The 21,082-nt window shown below is 70.9% G+C and carries 23 protein-coding genes and 1 pseudogene; 13 read left to right on the top strand and 11 right to left on the bottom strand.

All coding sequences use genetic code 11. The features are described from left to right. On the top strand, positions 1-768 hold a 768-nt coding region (locus ACWENQ_RS35660; protein WP_452418127.1), incomplete at its 5' end, for a ferredoxin reductase. Position 769: 1 nt separating this feature from the next. Then, the gene (locus tag ACWENQ_RS35655) at positions 770-1,024 is read left to right on the top strand and encodes a DUF6510 family protein (RefSeq protein ID WP_452418126.1); all 255 of its coding nucleotides are present in this window, start codon (positions 770-772) and stop codon (positions 1,022-1,024) included. Here the strand turns inward: ACWENQ_RS35655 and ACWENQ_RS35650 are convergent. Continuing rightward, complete coding sequence (locus ACWENQ_RS35650; protein WP_452418125.1) at positions 967-1,488, bottom strand: N-acetyltransferase family protein; 522 nt, start codon at positions 1,486-1,488, stop codon at positions 967-969. The genes ACWENQ_RS35655 and ACWENQ_RS35650 overlap by 58 nt on opposite strands. Positions 1,489-1,749: 261 nt before the next feature. Between ACWENQ_RS35650 and ACWENQ_RS35645 the strand changes: the two genes are divergently transcribed. Next, positions 1,750-2,232 carry a hypothetical protein gene (locus ACWENQ_RS35645; RefSeq protein ID WP_354919776.1) on the top strand — a complete coding sequence of 161 codons (483 nt, stop codon included), beginning with the start codon at positions 1,750-1,752 and terminating at the stop codon, positions 2,230-2,232. After that, positions 2,229-4,847 carry a M48 family metalloprotease gene (locus ACWENQ_RS35640; protein WP_452418123.1) on the top strand — a complete coding sequence of 873 codons (2,619 nt, stop codon included), beginning with the start codon at positions 2,229-2,231 and terminating at the stop codon, positions 4,845-4,847. The genes ACWENQ_RS35645 and ACWENQ_RS35640 overlap by 4 nt, the downstream gene beginning before the upstream one ends. A gap of 5 nt (positions 4,848-4,852) precedes the next feature. Here the strand turns inward: ACWENQ_RS35640 and ACWENQ_RS35635 are convergent, their stop codons facing one another. From ACWENQ_RS35635 to ACWENQ_RS35620, 4 genes are all read right to left on the bottom strand, one after another. Then, complete coding sequence (locus ACWENQ_RS35635; protein ID WP_452418121.1) at positions 4,853-5,503, bottom strand: neutral zinc metallopeptidase; 651 nt, start codon at positions 5,501-5,503, stop codon at positions 4,853-4,855. Between the two features lie 126 nt (positions 5,504-5,629). Further along, positions 5,630-6,040 carry a YybH family protein gene (locus tag ACWENQ_RS35630; RefSeq protein ID WP_449914609.1) on the bottom strand — a complete coding sequence of 137 codons (411 nt, stop codon included), beginning with the start codon at positions 6,038-6,040 and terminating at the stop codon, positions 5,630-5,632. Positions 6,041-6,078: 38 nt separating this feature from the next. Continuing rightward, on the bottom strand, positions 6,079-6,783 hold the full coding sequence (locus ACWENQ_RS35625) for an alpha/beta fold hydrolase (protein ID WP_452418120.1): 705 nt from the start codon (positions 6,781-6,783) through the stop codon (positions 6,079-6,081). 173 nt (positions 6,784-6,956) lie between these two features. Then, positions 6,957-7,859: a GntR family transcriptional regulator gene (locus ACWENQ_RS35620; protein ID WP_354919791.1), complete on the bottom strand. Its 903-nt coding sequence runs from the start codon at positions 7,857-7,859 to the stop codon at positions 6,957-6,959. A gap of 90 nt (positions 7,860-7,949) precedes the next feature. Between ACWENQ_RS35620 and ACWENQ_RS35615 the strand changes: the two genes are divergently transcribed. The 3 genes from ACWENQ_RS35615 to ACWENQ_RS35605 all read left to right on the top strand — a co-directional run bounded on the left by ACWENQ_RS35615 (position 7,950) and on the right by ACWENQ_RS35605 (position 10,661). Then, complete coding sequence (locus ACWENQ_RS35615) at positions 7,950-9,065, top strand: FAD-dependent monooxygenase (protein ID WP_452418118.1); 1,116 nt, start codon at positions 7,950-7,952, stop codon at positions 9,063-9,065. Between the two features lie 151 nt (positions 9,066-9,216). After that, on the top strand, positions 9,217-9,522 hold the full coding sequence (locus ACWENQ_RS35610) for a hypothetical protein (RefSeq protein ID WP_354919797.1): 306 nt from the start codon (positions 9,217-9,219) through the stop codon (positions 9,520-9,522). Continuing rightward, complete coding sequence (locus tag ACWENQ_RS35605) at positions 9,519-10,661, top strand: bifunctional WXG100 family type VII secretion target/C40 family peptidase (protein WP_449914600.1); 1,143 nt, start codon at positions 9,519-9,521, stop codon at positions 10,659-10,661. Before ACWENQ_RS35610 ends, ACWENQ_RS35605 begins: the two co-directional genes overlap by 4 nt. A 21-nt stretch (positions 10,662-10,682) precedes the next feature. Here the strand turns inward: ACWENQ_RS35605 and ACWENQ_RS35600 are convergent, their stop codons facing one another. Both ACWENQ_RS35600 and ACWENQ_RS35595 read right to left on the bottom strand, forming a co-directional pair. After that, the gene (locus tag ACWENQ_RS35600) at positions 10,683-11,021 is read right to left on the bottom strand and encodes a DUF3108 domain-containing protein (RefSeq protein WP_354919803.1); all 339 of its coding nucleotides are present in this window, start codon (positions 11,019-11,021) and stop codon (positions 10,683-10,685) included. A gap of 82 nt (positions 11,022-11,103) precedes the next feature. Continuing rightward, a complete protein-coding gene (locus tag ACWENQ_RS35595) occupies positions 11,104-11,895 on the bottom strand; it encodes an SDR family NAD(P)-dependent oxidoreductase (RefSeq protein ID WP_452418116.1) in 792 nt (263 codons plus the stop codon). A gap of 176 nt (positions 11,896-12,071) precedes the next feature. On the opposite strand from ACWENQ_RS35595, the gene ACWENQ_RS35590 reads away from it, so the two are divergent. Further along, positions 12,072-12,845, top strand: coding sequence for an alpha/beta fold hydrolase (locus ACWENQ_RS35590; RefSeq protein WP_452418114.1), 774 nt, complete (start codon positions 12,072-12,074; stop codon positions 12,843-12,845). Positions 12,846-12,909: 64 nt separating this feature from the next. Here the strand turns inward: ACWENQ_RS35590 and ACWENQ_RS35585 are convergent, their stop codons facing one another. Beyond that, entirely contained in the window at positions 12,910-14,319 is a 1,410-nt protein-coding gene (locus ACWENQ_RS35585; RefSeq protein WP_452418113.1) for an MFS transporter, read from the bottom strand. 203 nt (positions 14,320-14,522) lie between these two features. On the opposite strand from ACWENQ_RS35585, the gene ACWENQ_RS35580 reads away from it, so the two are divergent. The 4 genes from ACWENQ_RS35580 (at position 14,523) to ACWENQ_RS35565 (ending at position 17,471) form a co-directional block, all read left to right on the top strand. Continuing rightward, positions 14,523-14,867 (top strand): MerR family transcriptional regulator, encoded by a 345-nt coding sequence (locus tag ACWENQ_RS35580; protein WP_354919812.1) that lies wholly within the window; start codon positions 14,523-14,525, stop codon positions 14,865-14,867. A gap of 26 nt (positions 14,868-14,893) precedes the next feature. Next, positions 14,894-16,057 carry a sensor histidine kinase gene (locus ACWENQ_RS35575; protein WP_452418112.1) on the top strand — a complete coding sequence of 388 codons (1,164 nt, stop codon included), beginning with the start codon at positions 14,894-14,896 and terminating at the stop codon, positions 16,055-16,057. Beyond that, complete coding sequence (locus tag ACWENQ_RS35570; protein ID WP_449914588.1) at positions 16,048-16,698, top strand: response regulator; 651 nt, start codon at positions 16,048-16,050, stop codon at positions 16,696-16,698. Before ACWENQ_RS35575 ends, ACWENQ_RS35570 begins: the two co-directional genes overlap by 10 nt. A gap of 71 nt (positions 16,699-16,769) precedes the next feature. Further along, a complete protein-coding gene (locus ACWENQ_RS35565) occupies positions 16,770-17,471 on the top strand; it encodes a hypothetical protein (protein WP_452418110.1) in 702 nt (233 codons plus the stop codon). A gap of 143 nt (positions 17,472-17,614) precedes the next feature. On the opposite strand, the gene ACWENQ_RS35560 is transcribed toward ACWENQ_RS35565, so the two are convergent. Then, on the bottom strand, positions 17,615-18,358 hold the full coding sequence (locus ACWENQ_RS35560; RefSeq protein WP_452418108.1) for an MBL fold metallo-hydrolase: 744 nt from the start codon (positions 18,356-18,358) through the stop codon (positions 17,615-17,617). 86 nt (positions 18,359-18,444) lie between these two features. On the opposite strand from ACWENQ_RS35560, the gene ACWENQ_RS35555 reads away from it, so the two are divergent. Further along, positions 18,445-19,149: a class I SAM-dependent methyltransferase gene (locus ACWENQ_RS35555; RefSeq protein ID WP_449914577.1), complete on the top strand. Its 705-nt coding sequence runs from the start codon at positions 18,445-18,447 to the stop codon at positions 19,147-19,149. 127 nt (positions 19,150-19,276) lie between these two features. Here ACWENQ_RS35555 and ACWENQ_RS35550 read toward each other — a convergent pair. Both ACWENQ_RS35550 and ACWENQ_RS35545 read right to left on the bottom strand, forming a co-directional pair. Next, positions 19,277-19,460: pseudogene (locus ACWENQ_RS35550) on the bottom strand (transposase family protein); the annotation flags it as partial. Positions 19,461-19,685: 225 nt separating this feature from the next. Then, a complete protein-coding gene (locus tag ACWENQ_RS35545) occupies positions 19,686-20,108 on the bottom strand; it encodes a hypothetical protein (protein WP_354919830.1) in 423 nt (140 codons plus the stop codon). Positions 20,109-21,082: the final 974 nt, after the last annotated feature.

The following is a 21,082-nucleotide window of genomic DNA, read 5'->3' as shown; positions in this document are numbered from 1 at the left end:
CCACTCGGCGTTCGTCAGATCACCACGACCCATATGCCAAGAGTGACAAGACCAGCGCTCACCGTCAGGAGATCTAAGAAACAGCTCCTAGGCGGTCACGTGCCGGCGATCAGATGGCGCCGCGCCCGGCTGGCCGCCGCGCGTGCCGAGACCCCGACGGCGCGCACGCTGGTCTTCGACGTGGCGGACTGGCCTGGCCACCTGCCGGGCCAGCACGTCGACATACGGCTGACGGCGCCCGACGGCTACACGGCCCAGCGCAGCTACTCGCTGGCCACCCCCGGCGGCGTCGAGCTCACCGTGGAGGGCCTGCCCGACGGCGAGGTCTCGCCGTACCTGGTGGAGGAGCTGGCCGTCGGCGACGAGATCGAGCTGCGCGGTCCCGTCGGCGGCTGGTTCGTGTGGCGTCCCGACAGCGCGCCCGTGCTGCTGGTCGCGGGCGGCTCCGGCATCGTGCCGCTGATGGCGATGATCAGAGCCCGCCGTACGGCAGGCAGCACGACGCCCTTCCAGCTGGTCTACTCCGTCCGCACCCCGGCCGACCGCTACTACGGCGCCGAGCTCGACCGGGCCGAGCCTGGCCTGACCGTCACCCACCTGTACACGCGGGTCGAGCCGCGCCGCAGGATCGGCAAGCAGGACCTGCCGGGGCCGGGCCCCGACGTGTTCGTGTGCGGACCGACCGGTTTCGTCGAGGCCGTCGCCGACCTGCTGCTCGACCTCGGCCACGATCCCGCCCGGGTCAGGACCGAGCGCTTTGGAGGCTGACATGCACCTCGACGGCAACGCCCTGGCAGGACCGCTGGGCGAGATCTTCGCCGTGGACGTCACCGCGGCCGTCGGCCGCTGCGTCGCCTGTGGCCTGCGCGGCCCGGTCGCCGCCCTGCGGGTCTACGACGCGGGGCCGGGCCTGGTCGCGCGCTGCCCCGGCTGCGAGGAGGTGGTGCTGCGCCTGGTCCGGGGGCCTCAGGAGGCGTGGCTCGACCTGCGGGGGACGGTGTCGCTGCGCATCCCGCTCCAGTAGTACTCGAGCACGTCCACCTCGAAGCCCTCGGGGAAGCGTTCCACGAACTCCCTGGCCCTGATGCCGCCGTGGCGTTCGTAGAAGGCGATGGCGGCGGTGTTCCGCTTGAGGACCTCCAGGTAGAGCTCGCGTGATCCGGCGTGGTCGCGCGCGTGGCGCAGCAGCACGCCGCCGATGCCGGAGCGCTTGAGCCCGGGCTCGACGTGGAGGTTGTCCAGCAGGACCCGCTCACCCTCGGGTACGAGGTAGGCGAACCCCGCCACGCCGTCGCCGCCGTCAGCGACGAGCAGGTGCCCGGTGTGGCCGCCGGCCAGCCGCTCGCGCCAGAGGACGGCCTGCCGGTCGGCGAGCGGGCCGTCGAGGTAGTCCTGGGGGAGGATCCCGGTGTAGGCGGTCCGCCAGCTCCTGGTGTGCAGCGCGGCGACAGCCTCGGTGTCGGCCGCCGTGCCCTGTCTGATGTTCACCAGAGAATTGTCCGGGCTCATCACCCATGCCCGGGACGCGCCGCCGGCGACCCCGCGCCACCGTCGCACGGGAGACGCCGCGCGGAGGCCCTCAGACGGGTAAGCCGGACATGGTTGATCATACCAGTCGAAATCAGAAAACACTTGTGGTCCTGACCCGCGCCGCAAATGATTCCAGCCGGAATTTCGCCATCTGTTTTCCCGCGAAAAAGGCCGCTACCATGCGGTGACTCCGGCCAACCAATTCGGTGAGGGGTGACCATGGCGGCAGAATCGGAAAGCGGATCCATTCGGCGCCTGGACGACGTGGCCCGTGCCATTGTCGCCGAAGTCGCGCCCAAAGAAGCGGAATATTATTCCGTCATCGCCGCGGCCACCCGGAGGAATCCGCGCACGGCTTTCCGGGGCGGCGGTGACGATCTTCTCGGGTTCTCGGCCGCCGACGCGGTGATGCTCGTGACCCCGATCGTGCTGACCGTCCTGACCGGCGCGGCCACCAACACGCTCACGCAGGCCGTCGAACGCACCGCCAAGCAGGTTTCCACGAAGGTCTGGAACAAGCTTTTCCCGCCCCGCCCGGCACCCATCGCCGCCCCCGCGACCGTCGTCCCGGTCTTCGAGCCCGCCCAGGCGAAGGAGACGGCGCAGGCGGTGGAGGACATCGCGCTCGCGCTGGGGGTGGACAAGACCGTCGCGCTGCGCCTGCGCCAGGCCACCTACGGGCACCTGTCGGGAGAGAGGTGACGGCGGCGCGCGAACCGGCGGCCGGTCCCCGGCTGAACCCGTTCGTGCTGCCCTCGTCGACGACGTCCCGTTTCCTCATCCTCATCGCCGCGACGTTCGCCGCGTCGCTCTACCTCAGCACCCTCCACGTCGAGCTCTGGTGGTCGGTCAGCGGGGCGCCGGAGCACGTACGGCAGGCGCCGTGCCTGTCGGCGCTGCGGTCGGGGGCCGCGTCGTCCGATGACCCGAGGCACCTCGTCGAGCAGTACGCCGGCTGCGCCAGGACCGTGATGGCGGGGGAGGGCCTCCTCAGGATCGTTCCGCTCCTGGCTCCCGCGCTGCTGGCGGTGCTGCTCTACGCCGTTCACCCGGTGTGGGCGCGCCGCCGCCGCCCGGTCCCGCTGGCCGAGGCCGGCACGGGAGCCGGCCACGAGGCGCTGACCCGCAGGTTGGCCATCGTCGCCGCGCAGGAGCTGCCCGGCAGGCGGGTCAGGCTCGTGGTCGACTCGGCGCGCGGCGGGATCACCGGGCGCACCTTCGGGTTACCGGGACGCCATGTGGTCGCGTTGAGCATGGGCCTGGTCATGGCCCACGCCGACCGGCCCGCTGTCGCGGAGGCGGTGCTGCGCCACGAGCTGGCCCACATCCGCAACCGTGACGTCGGCATCGCCCACTTCACCGTGGCGATCTGGTGGTCGTTCCTGCTGGCGACCTGCCTGCCCGCGCTCGTTCTCACGGCGCTCTGGCGGCCCCTGGGGCTGGTCTTCCTCGGAGTCGTGATTCCGGTCATCGCGCTGGTGCTCTGGCTGGCCCGTACGGCGGTGCTGCGCGCCCGCGAGCACCACGCCGACGTGCGGGCCGGTGACACGCCCGACCGGCGCGAGGGCATGGCCGCGGCCGTCGAGACGGTCGCCGACCCGCCCTTGCGGGGACCGTTCCGCTTCTTCACCAGCCATCCCCGTGCGCAGGACCGCCGCGACGTGCTCGACGAGCCGGGACGGCTGCTCCGCCTGAACCAGTGGGAGATGTTCGCCGCGGGCCTGCTGGCCGGGCTCGGCTTCGTCCCCGTCGTCGCCGCGGTCTTCTTCCTGGACTTCGAGGCCCCGCTCGAGGTCCGCTACCACCTGCCGGGGCTCGTGCTCGGGTTCCTGGTGGCGGGCATCGTGGTCGTCGCCGTCTGGCGGGCCACCGGCGAGCGGCTCGCGGGGCAGGGGCCGAAGACGCGGCTGTGGTGGGCGGCGGTGAGCTTCACGGCGGGTCTGATCGCCGGCCAGCTGCCGGTCACGATCCGAGCCGACGTCTGGATCTGGACCATCGTCCTGAACGACCCCCTGCTCGGGCTGGTCCACGTGCTGGTCGTCCTGCTGCTGTTCAGAGCCCTGCTGGGCTGGGCCAGGGCGTGCTGCTCGGCCTGGCTGGCGACCTCCCGCCGGCCGCGGTGGATCACCCTGGTCGCCGTGGTGGTCTCGGCGCTGGTGATCGGCCCCTGGCTGGGCATGTGGTTCCACGGCACATCGCTGATCGTGCAGGCCGGCGACTCCTGGTCGGTCCTCGTCCTGGTGCTGGTGGCCATGGCCAGGCTCGTCCCGGAGCTGGCGGCCGTCACCCTCGCCTGCGCCTTCCTGGTCGGGGCGGGGATCGGCAGGCGCTCGGCGCAGAGCCGGGAACAGTCGCTGCACCTCGACGGCGCGGCTCCCGTCCCGCTGCGCCGCCCGTACTCCCGCCTCGTCCGCGCGCTGCTCCCGACCGCCGTGGCCTGCGCGCTCATGGTGCCTGCCGGTTTCCTCCTGCACCCCATGCTCGCCGGGCGGCAGGCGGCGGAGCGGCTGGCCGTCGCGGCCTACGCGCTGGTCGGGACGGGCGCGGCCCTGCTCGCCCTGTCCGGCCTGGTCATCGGCGTCACGGTCGGCGGACGGTCACGGGTCTGGTGGGGGGTGGCCCACGCGGGACTGGCGTTGCCCGTGGCGTGCGCGCCCATGCTCCTGCTGCTGTACGGCCACAGCGCGGTCGCGCGCTGCGGACCGCAGGGGGCCGGCCGGTGCTTCGCGGGCGGCGCGCTCGACCCGCCGGCCTTCGGCAACTCCTACCTCCACCTGGTCACCTACACGCTCTACGCCGGCCTGGCGCTGGCGGCCGTGGGCGGCCTCCTGCGCAGGACGCCCGCCGGGGTTCCGCGGACGCGCGGGGCCGGCGCCCGCCGCCTTCTGGTGGCGGTCGTGACGGTGCCGGCCATCCTGACCGCGGCGGCCACCGGCTACACCGTCCTGCGCAGCTGGCTGCCGACCGTGGGCATCGGGACACCGGCGCCGTTCGTCTGGCTGCCGCAGGTCGCCCAGGCGGCCCGCCGGCCGGTCAGGCCGGGCTCGGTCGCGTGGCTCGACGCGTGCCGTTACGCGCGCGGCCTGTTCGCGAGCCCCCAGGTGCGCGACGGGGTGAACGCCGACCAGCGCTACTACCTGCTGACCGCCCAGATGTTCACCCGCGTCGGCGCGTCGGACGACGCCGCGCTCCGCGCCTTCGCCGGGGCAGGCCTGGCCTGGATGGCCGAAGGGCGCGCGGACATGGCCGGCAGGACCGTCGGCAGGACCCTGCACTACTGCATCCTGGCCGGCCGCGAGCACAAGATCGAACTGTGAGCCGCCTACGCCAGGCACGCCCGCACGCCGTAGCGCACGCCGGTGTTGAACGCGTCGATCCGCTCGCTCGCGCTGCCGTGGTCGCGGGGGTTGGTCCACGGCGTGTCACCTGACATCGCGCGCAGCGTCGCGGCGATCTCCTGGCTGTCGCCCCGCTCCCAGACCAGCGTGCCGTCCCTCGACGCCCCCGCGAGCGCCGCCCCGCCCAGGCAGTCGGCCTGCAGTTCGATCTGCGCCGCCAGATACCGGTACGGCATGCGGTTCTGGATCGCGTGGCTCCACTCGTGCGAGATCACCTGGTACACCAGGCCGTCGCCGTAGGAGTAGCTCATCCGCATGAGGTTGATGTCCCAGGCGATGAAGTCCTGGGTGGTGCAGTAGGAGGCGTTGTAGGGCAGCACCAGGTACCCCGAACACCGCGGCCGGTAGGCGCTCCGGCCGTTGTACGAGCCCACCACGCGCGGCGGCGTGTACCGTCCGGGGAAATAATCCGACCAGTGCTCTGACCAGAACAGGTTGACCGCGTGAACGGCCGTCCTGATGTCCTGCTGGAGATCGTCGGTTTTCGTCGCCGACGCCCCGGCCGCATTCGCGCCAGCCACCGTCGGCGGAACGGCGAGAATGGCCACCAGGGCGAGCCGTAAAAGCGGTGACATGGAGCCCCCGATTTCGCTGAATGGTGCTCGGCAGGCCCCGAACGATAAACGCGGTCCGCTGTCGCGGAAAGTCACCGCCATGGAGAGATGACCGTCGCCCTCGTGTCGCGAGGGCGACGGTGCGTGCTAGGCCGCGGTCCCGAAGGGATTGTCGATCACATAGCGCCAGAGACCGTCCGGGCCCCGCCTGGCCACGTCTGTCGCCGTGCCTTCCAGGTGGACGTCCGTGCCGTCGGGCGTGGTGCCGTGGATCGTCCAGTCGACGATGAGGAGCGCGATGTCGCCGGCGACGTAGACGTGGCGGGGGCGGGCCTCGATCGGCAACCCCATGCCGAGCAGGTGCCGGGTGGCGGCGGCGCGGGCGGGACCGGTCATCGGCCGGCCGGGGGCGGGCACGAGGACGGCGTGGTCCTCGTAGACCTGTTCGACCGCGTTCACGTCGCCGGTGTTGAAGGCGGTGACGTAGACCTCGTGGTGTCGGGTCGGATCGTCGGTGAGTGTCACGCGAGGATCCTTGGCGTCATGCTGCATTGTCATGACAAAAGAATCATAACATTCTTGATCCACACATGTGGTCAGATCCAGCCGTCGAGCGAGGCCATGAAGCCGTCGAGGTCGTCGCGGTGGACGCAGTGTCCCGTGCCCGGCACGAACGCGACCCGGTAGCCGAGCTCCTCCAGCCGCCTGCCGTACTCCCGGGAGATCAGGAAGCCCACGTCGGCCGCCTGGACCAGCGAAGGGACGGCGGGCGGCTTCAGGTCGAGGTCGCCGAAGGCGCCGATGGCGTCCATCACCCTGAGGTCCCACGCGGCGAAGCCCTCGAGCTCGGCGGCCACGTCCTCGGCCGCCCACCGCGGGTTCATCTGGGCGATCTGCTCGGCCGTCGCGGTCTTGGTGGCCTGCGCGAACCCGGCCATCGTCGCCACGTCGGCCTGCGCGCCCGACAGCAGCCACGCCGGATCGCTGTAGACGGCCTTGGCGGGGGAGAGCGCGTCGACGGCGAGCGCGAGCGTGCGACCGCCCAGCGAGTGGCCGATCGCGATGTCGGCTCCGGCGGGCAGCGACTCGGCCACGTCGGCGGCGAAGTCCTCCGCCCGGTAGGAGCCGGCCCAGCCGCTGGCCCCGTGGCCGCGCAGGTCGGGTGCCAGGACGTGGTAGCCGCGCTCGACCAGCAGCGGGGCGACGCGGCACCAGGTGGCGGACGAGGACATGGCGCCGTGGATGAGGATGGCGAGCTTGCCGGCTCCCGCCGACCCCCACTCGCGGACTTCGAGCTGCATGGTTCCCCTCGGATGTCGGTGCTTATACGTATAACCACCCTACTCCGCGTCCCCCGAAACCGCCACGCCCCCCGTGATCCGGGCTGCTGCTCCAGGCGGCTGCGACATCGGCCGCGTCCTGGCCGCCTACGGCGGGGCGTTCGTGGCGGGCTCGCTTCGAGCCGGGGACGGCGTCAGCGGCCGTCGTCGAGGTTCAGGCCGTCGAGGAGCGTCCGCAGCCCGAACTCGAAGAGCCTGTCGAGGTCGAACTCGTACCCCTTCTCGCCGAGGCCCCTGATCAGCCCGGAGAACAGGGGAGCCTGGCCGGAGGCGACGAAGGCGTTCATCGCCCTCTCCTGGGTGTCGAGCCACTGCTCGTCGGACAGCCCGGTGGCCGACATCGCCTGAGCCTCCCGCTCGACGTGGACGGCCAGACCCTGCGCGTACGAGTAGAACAGGATCTCGATGGTGAGCATGGTCTCGGGGTCGAGCCCGAGGCCGTCGAGCGCGCGCAGCAGCTGCTCGCCGTGGCGGAGCAGGCCGGGCAGGGGAAGGGGGCGGCTGAGCGGAGCCAGGTGGGGCAGCCAGGGATGCCGCCGGTAGGTCCGCCACAGCGTGCGCGCGACCGCCTCCAGCCGTTCCCGCCGGCCGAGCGCCGTGGCCGGGTAGCGCTCCTCGCCGTAGGCGAGGTCCGCCATGGTCCGGACCAGGTCGTCCCTGCCCCGCACGTGCCGGTAGATCGCCGCCGCCGCGACGCCGAGCCGCGCGGCCACGGCCCTGATGGTCACCGCGCCGAGCCCTTCCGCGTCGGCGATCGCGATCCCCTCGCGCACGATCCGCTCCCGTGTCAGCTCCGCCGCCCCCGCGCGCCGGCGCGGCCTGCTCAGCGTGGCCGCCACCACCATGCCCGACCTGGGGCGGGCCTCCACCAGGCCTTCTTCCTTGAGGACGGCGAGCGCCCGCACCGCGGTGGCCAGCGCCACCCCGAAGTCGCGGGCGACGGCACGGGTGGAGGGCGCCTTGTCGCCGGGGGCGAGCTCGCCCGTCTGGATACGGCGCCGGAGCTCGGCGGCGATGCGCAGGTAGGGGGCTTCCATCGAGCTGTCCTAGAACAGATGTGATACGAACGGGCGAATCTGTTCTAGCACAGTTAGGGGGTCGAGCGGCATCGGGACTACCAATGCACCATGACTTCTGTGCTGATCTCCGGCGCGAGCATCGCCGGCCCCGCCCTCGCCTCCTTCCTCCGCCGCCACGGCTTCACCGTCACCGTCGTCGAGCGCGCTCCCGGCCTGCGTCCCGGCGGCCAGGCGGTCGACGTGCGCGGCGCCGCCCTCACGGTCGCCGACCGGATGGGCATCCTCTCCGACGTGCGGAGCTGCCGTACCCACATGAAGGGCATGTCCATGCTCGACGGAGAGGGTAACGAGCTGTGGCGGTCCACGGAGGTGGCGCTGTCGAGCGGCCGTCTCGACAGCGACGACGTGGAACTGCTCCGCGAAGACCTGAGCCGCCTGATCCACGAAAGGACACATGAAGACGTCGAGTACGTCTTCGGCGACTCCATCACCTCGCTCGTCCAGGACGAGCACGGCGTCCACGTCACCTTCGAGCGGACGGCCCCGCGCGTGTTCGACCTGGTCGTCGGCGCGGACGGCCTGCACTCGAACGTGCGCCGGCTCGCCTTCGGCCCCGAGGAGCAGTTCGTCCATCACCTCGGGACGTACGTGGCGATCTTCTCCACGGACAACTACCTGGGTCTGGAGGACTGGCAGACCTGGTTCAACGACGGGACCACGGGCGGCGCGGTCTACCCCGTGCGCGGCAACACCGAACTCCGCGTCAACCTCGGCTTCGAGGCCCAGGGGCCGATCGAGTACGACTACCGCGACGTCGAGGCGCAGAAGCGGCTGGTCGCCGAGCACTGCGCGCACGGGGGCTGGGAGGTGCCCCGGCTGCTGAAGGCGATGTGGGACGCGCCGGACTTCTACTTCGACTCGATGGCCCAGGTCCGCATGGACCGCTGGTCGACCGGGCGGGTGGCGCTGCTCGGCGACGCGGGCTACTGCGCGTCGCCGCTGTCCGGCCAGGGCACCAGCCTGGCCCTGGTGGGCGCGTACGTTCTCGCCGACGAGCTGGCCAAGGCCGGCCACGAGAGCGCGTTCGCCGCCTACGAGGCGCGCATGCGGCCGTTCGTGGAACTCAACCAGGCGCTCGTCGAGGAGAACCGCAAGCACATGGAACAGGACCCGGCCGGCCCGAGCCCGGTGGACCACGTGAAGAACGCCATCGAGCTGCCCTAGCGGCGGGCGCGACGAGGGATGCCGACGATCGGGCGACCCACGGCCACAGGACGGTGTGGCCGTGGTCTCCGGAGATATCGCCGCATTGATCACTAAGAGTGTTAGATTGTCGTGGCCATTGATGTCAGCGTGACACGGGAGGCGGGCTCGCGTGGCAGGGTTCGATATCTACTTCGACGCGCTGGAAGACTGCGCCTCCAAGGCCAAGGGCGTCGCGAACCAGTTCAGGGCCATCGCCGACCGGACGCCCCCGACCACGGCGGGCGGTACCTTCGGCTCGCTCGACGAGAGGTCCGCCGCGCTCACCAAGCTCGTCAACGACCTCGACAAGAAGGTCGACGCCGAGATGGGCCACGCCTACCAGAACCTCGACAAGGTCGAGACGGCCATCGACACGGTCGTCGCCAACGTCAAGAAGGCCGACCTCCCCGTCCCCACACGGGCGGAGCAGGTGTGAGCGACATCTGGGACCGCTACCTCAGCGACATCCAGGACATCATCGAGGACCTGGACGGCAAGCAGACCGAGATCACCGCCGTCGCGAAACGCTGGCGCGAGCTGGCCGGTACCATCACCACGGAGACCGGCGCCCTCCAGCGTGCCGTGCGCGGCGTGGACAACGCCTGGAACGGCGGCGCCGCCGAGGACTTCGCCACCTACATGGCCCAGTACCCGGCGCAGGGCACGGCCCTGAGCACCGCGCTGACGAGCTGCGCCGACAAGCTCGACGCGGCCGGCACCGCGCTGGCAACGGCCAAGAGCACCGTCCAGGGCATCTACCGGGACAAGCGCGCGTGGCTCGACGAGCAGCGCAACGACCCGGACACCACGTCCATCTCGTTGACCTCCATCAGGGCCAAGGAGGCGGAAGGCGTCCGGGAGGCCCAGAAGCCGCGCGGCGAGGCGCTGACCGCCGTCAACAACGCGATCGCGGAGCTTGAGAAGTACGTCCCCGAGGACAAGAAGTTCTTCTCCGCCATCAAGGCCCCCGGCGACCGTGACTTCGTCCCCGGGAACAACGCCGACAAGCGCTGGATCCCCGACCCCGACTTCCAGCCCAAGAGCGGCACCACCCAGCTCGCCTCCTACAACGGGAACGGCACGCCGGGCGGCAACGGCTACACGCCGAGCGGCGGCAACGGGTACAGCCCTGGCGGCGGCAGCGGCGGCGGCAGCGGGGCGCCCTCGCTCGCCGTCCCGCCGAACGCCCACAGCCTCGCGCCGAACCCGCGCGCGCAGGCCGTCATCGACTACGCGCTGAAGCAGCTCAGGGACCCCTACGTCTGGGGCGCCGTGGGGCCCGACTCCTTCGACTGCTCGGGGCTGACGCTGCGCGCGTACGAGTCGGCGGGGACGCAGATCCCGCGGGTCGCCCACGACCAGTGGTTGCGCGGACCGCGCATCCCCAGCGGCGCGGTCCAGCCGGGCGACCTCGTCTTCTTCGACAACAACGGGGACGGCACGGCCGACCACGTGGGCATCGTGCTCGACCCGGAGAAGCAGACGATGATCCACGCGCCCAAGACGGGCGACGTGGTCAAGATCTCCGGCTACGGCGGCACGCCCCTGGGCTTCACCCGCCCCGGCAACCGGTGACCTCCTCCGCGGGCGCGGGCCCTACCAGGTCATGCGGATCACAGGTTTGGTCTGCAGCCTGACGGGGGCCCTGTTCTCGTCGCGGAACCACAGCGTGAGCCCTTCGTAGCGAGGCCCGTCCGATTCGACGGAAAGCCGGCCGAGCGGCCGCAGCCTGCTTACGGTCGCGATCTCCTGGCCGTCGGCGTAAAGGCTGACGTAGGCCTCGCCCGCCAACGGGTCGAGGGAGAAGAGCACGGCCGTCGCACCCCGGACGAGGTGAAAGGCGTGCAGACCGATCGGCCAGCCGACGTCGTCGTGCTGGGGTTCCGGATCGCCTTCGAAGAGCCAGATCAGATCGGCGAGCTCGGGAATGTCCACGAAGGAAACGTATGCGTTCCGGGGGATCCCGGCGATCAGGCCACGTCCGTCCCGGCCGGACTCCTGCGCGGGCGCGGGCGCGTCACACCGTTCGCAGCATGCCGCCGTCGACGAAGTAGGTGGAGCCCACCGAGTAGCCGGCGCGGTCCGAGCACAGGAAGACGACGAAGTCCGCCACCTCCTCCGGCGTGGCGAAGCGCTTGATGGGCGCGTGCTCCCGCGCGACCTCGTCGAGGTGCCCCCGCCAGTCTCCGCCGGTGCCGGCGGTGAGCTCCTTCGCCGTCTTCACCCAGTCGGGGGTGAGGACCAGGCCGGGGTTGACGCAGTTGACGCGGATGTTGTCCCCGACCACCTCGGTCGACAGCGTCTTGGAGAACATCATGAGCGCGGCCTTGGTCACGTTGTAGATCGGCTCGTACCACAGCGGCTGCACCGCGCAGATCGAGGCGTTGTGGAGGATGACCCCGCCGCCGCGCCGCCGCATGCCGGGCACGAGACCGCGGGCCAGCCGTACCGCGGCCATGACGTGCAGGTCCCAGTAGGCCTGCCACTTCTCGTCGGGCGCGTCGAGGATGGTCTCGTTCGAGCCGGAGCCCGCGTTGTTGACCAGGATGTCCGTGCCCGCGAAGGCGTCCTCGGCCGCCGCGGCCAGCGCCGTCGTGCCGGCCGCCGTCGCCACGTCGCACGCGACGGGCAGCACCCGCACGCCGTACGTCTCTCTGATGCCGCGCGCCTCGTCGTCGAGCCGGTCGGCGCCGCGTGCCGCGAGGACGAGATGCACCCCCTCGGCGGCGAGGCCGTGCGCGACGGCCAGGCCGATCCCCGCGCTGCCACCGGTGACGACCGCGACCTTGTCTCTCAACCCGAGTTCCACGAGCCCTCCCAGGTTGTTCCTCCGCGGTGGGGGGCGCTGTCCATTATCGTCGCTCCCCTGGTCGGGCCCCGGTTCGTCCTCCCGGTACGGCGTGCGCCGGCGGAAAAGCCGTGGCGGCGGCCGTACCCGGATGTTACGAAGAACGGCGGACGGGACGACGACAAGGGGCCAGCGGCGTGGGAACGGTCAGCAAGATCGCGGCCGGCGATGTGGTGATCGCGGCGGAGGATCACGGGGGACACGGCACGGACGTGCTCCTCCTGCACGGCGGCGGACGGACACGCGAGGACTGGACGGCCTTCGCGGGGCTGCTCGCGGACAACGGGTTCCGGCCGGTGGCCATGGATCTCCGCGATCACGGGGAGTCCGGTGCGGCGCCGTGGTCGTGGCGGGAGGCTCTCCAGGACGTCAGCGCCGTCGCCGAGGCCCACCGGCTTCACCGGCCCCTGGTCGTCGGGCATTCCCTTGGCGGGATGGTCGCCACGCTGTGGGCCGGGGAGCACCCGGAGTGCCCGCTCGCGGTCAACCTGGACGGCCATGGCAACCCCACGCGGCCCGACCAGTTCGACGCGCTGGACGCGGACGCGGCGGCGGAGGCCTGCCGGGAGATGACCGCGTTCCTGGCGGAGATGGGCCGCGGGCTCCCGGACCGGTTCCTTCAGATCATGCGTGAGATAGCCGCCCTCGACCTGTTCGCCGCCTACCGGGCGGCGCGGTGCCCGCTCCTGGTCGTCAGCGGCGACGCGACGGCCTTCGCCGGGGTGTTCCCCGAGCGGCTCGTGCCCGCCTGGCACGCCTACTGCCGGTGGACCCGGCGGCAGCTCGAAGCGGTCACGCGAGACTTCCCCCTGGTGCGCGAGACGTCCCTGCCGACGGGCCACGACCCGCACCGCGAAGACCCCGAGACGCTGCTGGGCCTGCTGCTCGGACACCCCGCCCGGCACCCGTGACGCCGGGACGGCCCGCCCGGGCCGACGAGGTTCGTCCCCTCGGCCCGGCGCGGCCCCCCGCGCGCTACGACCCGCGCGTTCGGCGCAGCGCCTGCGCCGCGATCGTCAGGACCGCGAACACCAGGGCGACCACCACTCCCGGGTAGAGCATGGCCAGCTGCGTACCGGGCACGATCGCCGCGGTGACGACCGCGAGGCCGCCGGCGCCGCCGACCTGCAGCGAGCTGTTGAGCAGCCCGGCGGCGAGCCCCTGCTCGTGGTCGGCCACCCCGCTGGTGCCGGCGACCATCAACGCCGAGATGCTGAGCGCGAAGCCCAGACCCCACAGCACGGAGGACGGCAGCAGAACCGTCCACAGGTCCGGCTCGGGGCCGATGCGCAGCATCAGCAGGTACGACGGGATGAACGCCACCAGCCCCACCATCAGCACCCTGGTGACGCCGAACCTGTTCATCAGCGCCCCCAGCACGGGCCCGATGACGACGACCATGAGCCCCGCCGGCAGCAGCACCAGCGCCGTCTGCCACGGCTGCCAGCCGTTCAGGTTCTGCAGGTAGAGGGCGAGCAGGAACTGGAAGCCCATGGCGCCGCCGTACAGCAGGGCGGCGCTGACATTGGCGGCCACCAGGCCGCGGTTGCGGAAGATGCCCAGCCGGATCAGCGGCTCCTTGACGGTGCGCTCGATCACCACGAACGCCGCCAGCAGCAGCCCGGACAGGGCGAATCCGCCCAGCGTCCACGGCGAGGCCCAGCCGGCGTCCGCCGCGGAGGACACCGTGGACACCAGCAGCAGCATCCCGGCGACCAGGGTCACGGCGCCACCGAGGTCGAGCCGCGACCGCTCGGTGCGCGGTGGATCCGGTGGCAGGAATCGCAGCGCGGCCACCAGGATCAGCACGGCGATCGGGATGGGCAGTACGAAGGTGGCACGCCAGTCCAGCGCCGCGAGCAGGCCGCCCACCAGCAGGCCGGAGGAGTACCCGGACGCTTCGAAGACGTTGAAGATGCCGAACGCCCTGTTCCGGTGCGGGCCTTCGGGAAAGGTCGTGGTCAGCACCGACATGGCCGCCGGCGCGGTGAAGGCCGCGGCCATGCCCTTGACGAAGCGGGAGACGATCAACAGGACCGGATCGGCGGCGAGCGCGCCGAACAGCGACACCAGCGCGAACACCGCCATGGCGGTCACCAGCGTCCGCCGCCTGCCGAACAGGTCGGCGAAGCGTCCACCCAGCAGCAGGAAGCTACCGAACGCCAGGATGTAGGCGCCCGCCAGCCACTGCGCGGCCGCCGCGCCCATCCCGAACTCCTGCCGGATCTCCGGTATCGCCACCGTGATCATCGAGATGTCGAGCCCGTCGAGCAGGATCACCCCGCTGCAGATGAGCAACGCCACCCAGGACCGCGCCGGCCAGCGCGGCGAATCCGCCCCGGCCACGGCGTCGCCCCGTGGCCGCTCGTCGCTCGTCGTTGACATGTGTTACCACCCTCCAGGGGTCGGGATCCTTCACACCGTGCCGGCTCTCCGGGACACGGAACCCGCCGGACCGAACGGCGGGCCCGGCCACGGCGCCCGCGGCAGGCCCCGCGCCGCCGACGACGGGCGCGAAATGTTTGCTCTCGGCGCGACGTTAAGGGTTCACATCGGTTGGAAGGTCAACCTCGGACAGGGCGGGTCACATGCTGATCGGGGAGTTGTCCCGGCGGACCGGAGTCAGCTCGCGGCTGCTGCGGTACTACGAGGCGCAGGGCCTGCTCGAGCCCACACGCGATCTGAACGGTTACCGCAGCTACGACGAGGACGCGGTGGTCACCGTACGGAAGGTCCGCGTGCTGCTGAACGCGGGGCTGACCACCGAGGTGATCCGCGTGGTGCTGCCGTGCACCCGGGGCGACCAGCCGGAGTTCGACTGGTGCGCCGACCTGCGCGACCTCATGGACCGGGAACTGGCGGCCGTGGACCAGCGCATCGACGACCTCCGGCGCAACCGCGGCGCCCTCGCCGGCTTCCTGTCGCAACCGTGACCCACGGCGGCCGATAGCTTCTGGGCGTGCGCACCTCGACCGCGCTGGAGGCTCTCTCCCGGCGTCCGCTGTCCTTCCTGCGATCGAGCTGGCCGTGGCGGTCGCTGGCCTACCTGTTGTCGAGCGTCGTCCCCGGCTCCGCCGTCGTCGTCGCGGCGGGCCTGATCTCCTCCCTGGCGCTCGTCCCGGTGATGGTCGTCGCCGGGCTGGCCGCCGTGGCTGTCCTGGTGCCGCTCGTCGTGGGGTTCGAGCGGTGGCGGCTACGGCTGGTCGATCTCGCCCCGCTGTCCGCCGCGCGTTCCGAGCCGTCGCGAACGGTGGTGCTGGGCCTGGTGTCCCTGCTCGCGCTCTGGTGGATCGACCTGGTGGTGGCCTGCTTCACCGTGGCGGGCCCCGCCGTCCTGATCCTGTCGCCCGTGGTGCAGCCCACGGACGACGAGTGGGCCCCGGCGGCGGCCCTGATCGGCTCGGTGGCGGGGGTGCTCCTGGTCCCGGTGGCCGCCTACGTCTTCACCGCCTGGGCGGGCGCCCGCGCGGCCGCCACCAGGGCGCTGCTCGCTCCCACCGAGCTGGCCGACGTGCTGCGCTCGCGCGCCCGGCTGGTGAACGCCTTCGCGACCGAACGCCGCAGGATCGAGCGCGACCTGCACGACGGTGCCCAGCAGCGGCTCGTCGCGTTGAGCATGAGGCTCGGCCTGGCCCGGCTCGACCTTCCTCCGGACTCGCCCGCGGCCCGGCAGCTCGTCCAGGCGCACGAGGAGGCCAAACAGGCCCTGGTCGAGCTGCGGGAGCTGATCAGGGGCGTGCATCCGCAGGTGCTCACCGACCGCGGCCTCGGCGCCGCCGTACGGGACGCGGCAGGACGTTCCCCGATCCCGGTCGACGTGGACGTCCGCCTGCCGCGGCGGCTGCCCGACGCCGTCGAGACGACCGCCTACTACGTCGTGGCCGAGGCCCTGGCGAACGTCGCCAAGCACAGCCGGGCACGCCGGGCGCGGATCCGCGCCCGGCTGGCCGGCGACGTGCTCGTCGTGGAGGTCTGGGACGACGGCGTCGGCGGCGCCGATCCGGCGGGCGGCACCGGCATGGTGGGGCTGGCCGACAGGGTCGCGGCGGTCGGCGGAAGACTGTCGCTGTCCAGCCCGGCCGGCGGGCCGACGACGATGAGTGTGGAGATCCCGTGCGAGTAGTGATCGCCGAAGACGCCGTCCTCCTCCGCGAGGGCCTGGCGGGCCTGCTCGAACGCTTCGGGCACGCCGTCGTCGCCGCCGTCGGCGACGCCGCCGCCCTGGTCGCCGCGGTCAAGGAGCACCGGCCCGACATCGCGGTCGTCGACGTGCGCATGCCGCCGGGCTTCACCGACGAAGGACTGCGGGCCGCCCTGGAGCTGCGTACGGCACAGCCGGATCTGGCCGTGCTGGTCCTCAGCCAGTACGTCGAGCAGACCTACGCGGCCGAACTCCTCGCCTCAGGCCGCGGCGCCGGCGTCGGCTACCTGCTGAAGGAGCGGATCGGGGACGTCGAGGAGTTCGTCGACGCGCTGGTCCGGGTCGCAGGCGGCGGCACGGTCGTCGACCCGGAGGTGGTACGGCAACTGCTGAGCAGGCGGCGCGACCCGCTGGAGCGCCTCACCCCGAGAGAGCGGGAAGTGCTCGGCCTGATCGCCGAAGGACGCGCCAACGCCTCGATCGCCCGGGCGCTGTTCGTCACCGACGCGGCCGTGGCCAAGCACATCGCCGCCATCTTCGCCAAGCTCGATCTCCCGCCCACCGCCGACGGCCACCGCCGGGTGCTTGCCGTACTGGCCTATCTGCAGGCCGCGCCGGGGTAGTGCCAGGTCTACCCCCCGGGCTCGTCCCCGCGCCAATGTGCGAGGAGGGCGGCGCCGGTTGGATCGACAGCATGACGACCACCTCGTTCGAATTCCCCGGCCGTTGGGTCGAGGGCGCCGGGCTGCTCCTCGGTCCGGTCCTGATGCTCGCCGGTGTCCTGCTCCGCGCCGACGTGGACGGTTTCTTCCCCGCGCAGCTGGCCGCGTTCGCCACGAGTCCGGAACGGATGACCCTGTCGTACGGTGCTTTCGCCGCCGGGAACGTCCTGCTGTGGCCCGCGGTCGTCGCCGTGGTCCGGCGGGTGTGGGCGACCCGGCCGCGCTGGGCGCTGTGGGGCGGCGCGCTGGTCCTGGCCGGCCTGTTCGCGCGCACCTTCCACGCCGGGGTCAACCATCTCGCCGCCCAGCTCGTCCACGTGCGGGGCCTCGAAGCGGCGCGGACGGCCGTCGCCGACTCCTACGGCGCCTTCCACGTGTTCCAGACGCTGAACACGGCGATCTTCTTCGGCTGGGTCGTGCTGGCCATCGGGACGTGGCGGGCGGGCGTCCTGGGAATCGCCAGGTCCGTGGCGCTGGCCGCGACGAGCGCCCTGCCGATCGGCGTGCTCAAGGGCACCGGCCCGATGTCGGTCGTCGCCACGGTGGGCCTGTGCGTGGCCTTGGTGCCGCTGGGAGTCCGCGTGCTGAAGGACGGCCCGGCGCCCCGCTGGTGGGCCTACCCGCTGGTCCTCGGCCTGGGCACCGCGGCAGTACTGCTCGGCATCGCCGGCTGACCGCGAGACCCGCCCGGCCGCGTCCCCGGCAGGCGGCGGGCGCGCTGCCACGTCATCCCGACTCGGCCGCGACCCCGGCAGCCCTCCGGGCGACCTCGGTGTCCGCCCTGCCGGGGGCGACCCGGCATGCCGTACCGACGGCTTCAGGCCCCGAGCATGACGGTGAGGTCCTCCTCGGCCGCCAGCACGTCACCGCCGAACACCAGCTGAGCCGCGGCCACCGCAGCCGCCCGGTCGTTTCCCGGCCAGAAGTGGGTGAGCATCAGCCGGCGGGCGCCCGCCCGGCGAGCCCAGTGACCGGCCTCGGCGGAGGTCATGAGATTGCGGGTGGGACGGCAGGTCTCGCCGTCGCGGTCGGTGGCCTCGACGATGAACAGGTCGGCGTCACGGCCGAGCCCGGCCAGCGCGGGGGCCGGGCCGGTGTCCCCGGTGTAGGCCAGGGCGATCCCGTCGGCCCGCAGGCGGATGCCCGCGTTGGGCACGTAGTGCGGGAGCGACACTCCGGTCAGCTCGAACGGCCCCACCTGGTAGCCGCCGGGCAGCGGATGCACGTCGAAGACCGCCCGCAGGTCGACGTCGGGCTCCAGTCCGCTGATTCGGTCGAGCACGCCTGGCGGGCAGTACAACGGCAGCCGCGGCCCACCGGGGTCGCCGTAGAACCGCGTCCGGAACAGCCCGTGCAGGTCGACGCAGTGATCCGGGTGCTCGTGGGTGATGACGACGGCGTCCACGGCACCGTCCGGCCAGTGCGAGAGCAGCCGCGGCAGCGTGCCGTAACCGAGGTCGAGCACCAGGCGGTAGCCGTCCCAGTCCACCGCGAAGCCGCTGCACGCGCGACCTGGTTCCGGAAAGGCGCCACAGCTGCCGAGCACGGTGAGTCGTCGCATCCGCCTACCATGCCAGACCGTGGCCGCCTGGCTCTTGGTCCGGTAACGGGCCCTTGGCGTCCAGCGTCTGGGTAGTGTGGCCGATCATGGCCGACTTCATCTCTCTTCCCTTCTATGACCTGCTCCAGGAGAACGGTCACGTGCCGGTCATCTGCGAGAAGCTGCCTCCGCTTCTTTCCGGGGTACGGCGGAGCGTCCTGGAGGTCGGTGCGGGTACCGGCCTGATCACCACGGCGATGGCCGAATGGACATCGGCTGAGATCTTCGCCCTGGAACCCTCGCAGGGCATGCGCGGGGTGTTGCTGTCCCGGCTGAGCACGCGCCCTGACCTGCTCGAGCGGGTCACCGTACTTCCCTGTGACGCGCTGAGCGTCGACGTGCCCGAGCCGGTCGAGGCCATCGTGATGATCAACGTGATGTACGCCCTGGAACCCGGCTACCGCAAGCGGCTCTGGCCGGTGCTGGCAGCGCAGCTGGAACCGGGCGGCCTCCTGGTCTTCACCTGGCGTGACGGCGGGGCCCCTGCACCGCGCCCGCTGCAGGAACTGGGCTCCCGCCAGGTGGGCCGGCACCTCTACACGGTCTCGTCGGAGATCCTCGAGTCGACCGAAGAGGCGGCCACAGCCCGCTACGTCTACCGGATCACGCAGGGCGACACGGTGGTCGGCGAAGAGGAGATCGTCGGCCACGCCTATCGTCCCGTGTGGGAGACGCTCCACGGGGAACTCACGGAGGCGGGTTTCGTCCAGGCCGACGCGCCCGAGGGGCTTCTCGCCTGGCGGCTCGCCTGAGTCCCGGCTCGGCGGCGTGGTGACGACACCGAACACTTCACGCAACGGCGCCAGGTGTCGTCGAGCAAACCGACAGCCTCCCGATTTCACGGTTGGAGCGAGTGACGAGAATCGAATCCGTGCTGTACAGACGGCGCAGGATGCCCCAGATGCGGGCGGCCTTCAGATCGTGCACCGACCCGGGCAGCGAGCCCGAGGTCCACAGCGGCGTGCCGTCCGGGCGCAGCAAGGACCTGGATGTTCATACCGTGCTTCTTGTGCTTGCCGGAGTAGTACGGCCGGTCGGCGGCCACTTGGTCGATGGGGATGACCAGCACCAGTAGGGCCTGCTGACCGGGGTTGAGGCGTCGCTTGGGGGAACTGAGACACCGAAGGGTCGGAGTGTCACGCGCTGTGATCAAACGGTGCCGCGCTCTCGGCCATCTGGATTGCTGTGGCGGTGTAGAGGAGCGCGAGTCCTACGCAATCTGGCGCACGTGCCGCACACAAAACTCCCGCCCTCCCCTAGGGGAGGGCGGGAGCTGAGTCCTTCGGCTTCAAGCCGACAGCAGGTCGAGTTCTGCCTTCGCCGCCTCAACTCCTGCCAGCTTCGCCCGGATGCGACGCTCTTGTTCATCCACACGGTTGACGCTCTGGATCACCTTGTTGAGTGCCCTCTCAAGCGCCTGCGGCAGGCCGCCGGAATCGATGATCTCTCGCGTCCAGGTGTCGAGGAGCTTGTCACCGTCCGCAAGGGCGATCACTACCTCGTGGCCGGTGAACCTGTCCTCAACGAACGCGTCCATCTCATCCAGCGAGGGGAAAACGGCATTCTCTACCGAGTCGGCATCGTTCGGGTCGATACACACGTATGCCCACGCGCTTCGCTCTTCGGTCGCAGCAGCTACTTGCGTAAAGAGGATGAGATCTCCGTTGAGATGGAAGGTGCCCGTTAGCGGGATCTCGTACTCATGCCACACATCTAGATCGGACGCTTCGGGTCGCGGGCGCCAAGGAGGAAGTCCTTGCTTGATCAAAGAGTCTAGATTCACCGCCCTACCTCCGCTCGTCTCCATGCCCATTGAAGCATCGGATGAAGCTTTCCGTCACGTCGGGGTCCCAGGGGATGTCCTGCTTTTGGACGGGATCGTCTGCAGGCCAGATCACCGAGACGTGACTCAGATCACCGTCGCAACCTGCGGAGATGCGACCTGGGGTATGCAGGACCGCAAACCCTGCCCTCCTTAGGTCCCCCGCCGTCGTGTACCTTACGCTGGCCCGCTCGATATCTCTAGTAAATACTGAACGAAGCACGTAGCGGGCCGCTTGCTCGATCGCGAGCTTGCCGGTCAAAAGGGATATTTCGCGCTCTCGATCATACCGAGGCTCACTCAAGTACTTGTTCGCGTTCCGTGAGAATTGGGTGAGCACCTTTTCGTCCGCTATGCACAGCCATGGCTTTTCGGCCGCACGACAAACGCGGCTTTGCACATAAGACGAATCGGGTTCCGGCACGGCTACCGAGCTTATATAAACAAGCCCCAGTTGTCACGTAAGGTTCAAAACACTTACGTGCACCCCTTTTTGTTGTCGCCCCTCAGGTCAATAGCGGACGACCTAATATGCAACCGCATGCCACCTTGCAGGTCCGTGTGTACCATGCCATCGGCTGATCGCTGACATGATGACCTGCCCTGACCATGGTGTTCGCCCCGCACGCCAAGTAGGTGGTGTCAGTGCCGCGGATGCAGACCAACCTCGACCCACGGCACCCCGAGCGAGCTGGCGCGCCGGCGGATTCCTTAGTCGTTACCGGTGGATGCGAGCCGTCTCTACGCTCGCCAGCGAGGGAGGCGCTCATGCTCCAACTACTGCAGGTATCTCGACATCGAGAAAACCGTCAGGAGGGCGCACGCGTTCCATGGCGCCAGAGCGCCCACGCGCATACACGCCC

The sequence above is a fragment of the Nonomuraea sp. NPDC004354 genome (assembly GCF_053602555.1).
The sequence above is the reverse complement of the archived record's forward strand: the minus strand, read 5'-3'. Positions and strand labels throughout refer to the sequence as shown.

Bases quoted from the DNA above. Each gene is read 5' to 3' on its own strand.
- ACWENQ_RS35655 (WP_452418126.1), top strand. From the start codon at position 770: ATGCACCTCGACGGCAACGCCCTGGCAGGACCGCTGGGCGAGATCTTC.
- ACWENQ_RS35645 (WP_354919776.1), top strand. From the start codon at position 1,750: ATGGCGGCAGAATCGGAAAGCGGATCCATTCGGCGCCTGGACGACGTG.
- ACWENQ_RS35635 (WP_452418121.1), bottom strand. From the start codon at position 5,503: ATGTCACCGCTTTTACGGCTCGCCCTGGTGGCCATTCTCGCCGTTCCG.
- ACWENQ_RS35630 (WP_449914609.1), bottom strand. From the start codon at position 6,040: ATGACAATGCAGCATGACGCCAAGGATCCTCGCGTGACACTCACCGAC.
- ACWENQ_RS35625 (WP_452418120.1), bottom strand. From the start codon at position 6,783: ATGCAGCTCGAAGTCCGCGAGTGGGGGTCGGCGGGAGCCGGCAAGCTC.
- ACWENQ_RS35620 (WP_354919791.1), bottom strand. From the start codon at position 7,859: ATGGAAGCCCCCTACCTGCGCATCGCCGCCGAGCTCCGGCGCCGTATC.
- ACWENQ_RS35615 (WP_452418118.1), top strand. From the start codon at position 7,950: ATGACTTCTGTGCTGATCTCCGGCGCGAGCATCGCCGGCCCCGCCCTC.
- ACWENQ_RS35585 (WP_452418113.1), bottom strand. From the start codon at position 14,319: ATGTCAACGACGAGCGACGAGCGGCCACGGGGCGACGCCGTGGCCGGG.
- ACWENQ_RS35580 (WP_354919812.1), top strand. From the start codon at position 14,523: ATGCTGATCGGGGAGTTGTCCCGGCGGACCGGAGTCAGCTCGCGGCTG.
- ACWENQ_RS35565 (WP_452418110.1), top strand. From the start codon at position 16,770: ATGACGACCACCTCGTTCGAATTCCCCGGCCGTTGGGTCGAGGGCGCC.
- ACWENQ_RS35560 (WP_452418108.1), bottom strand. From the start codon at position 18,358: ATGCGACGACTCACCGTGCTCGGCAGCTGTGGCGCCTTTCCGGAACCA.
- ACWENQ_RS35555 (WP_449914577.1), top strand. From the start codon at position 18,445: ATGGCCGACTTCATCTCTCTTCCCTTCTATGACCTGCTCCAGGAGAAC.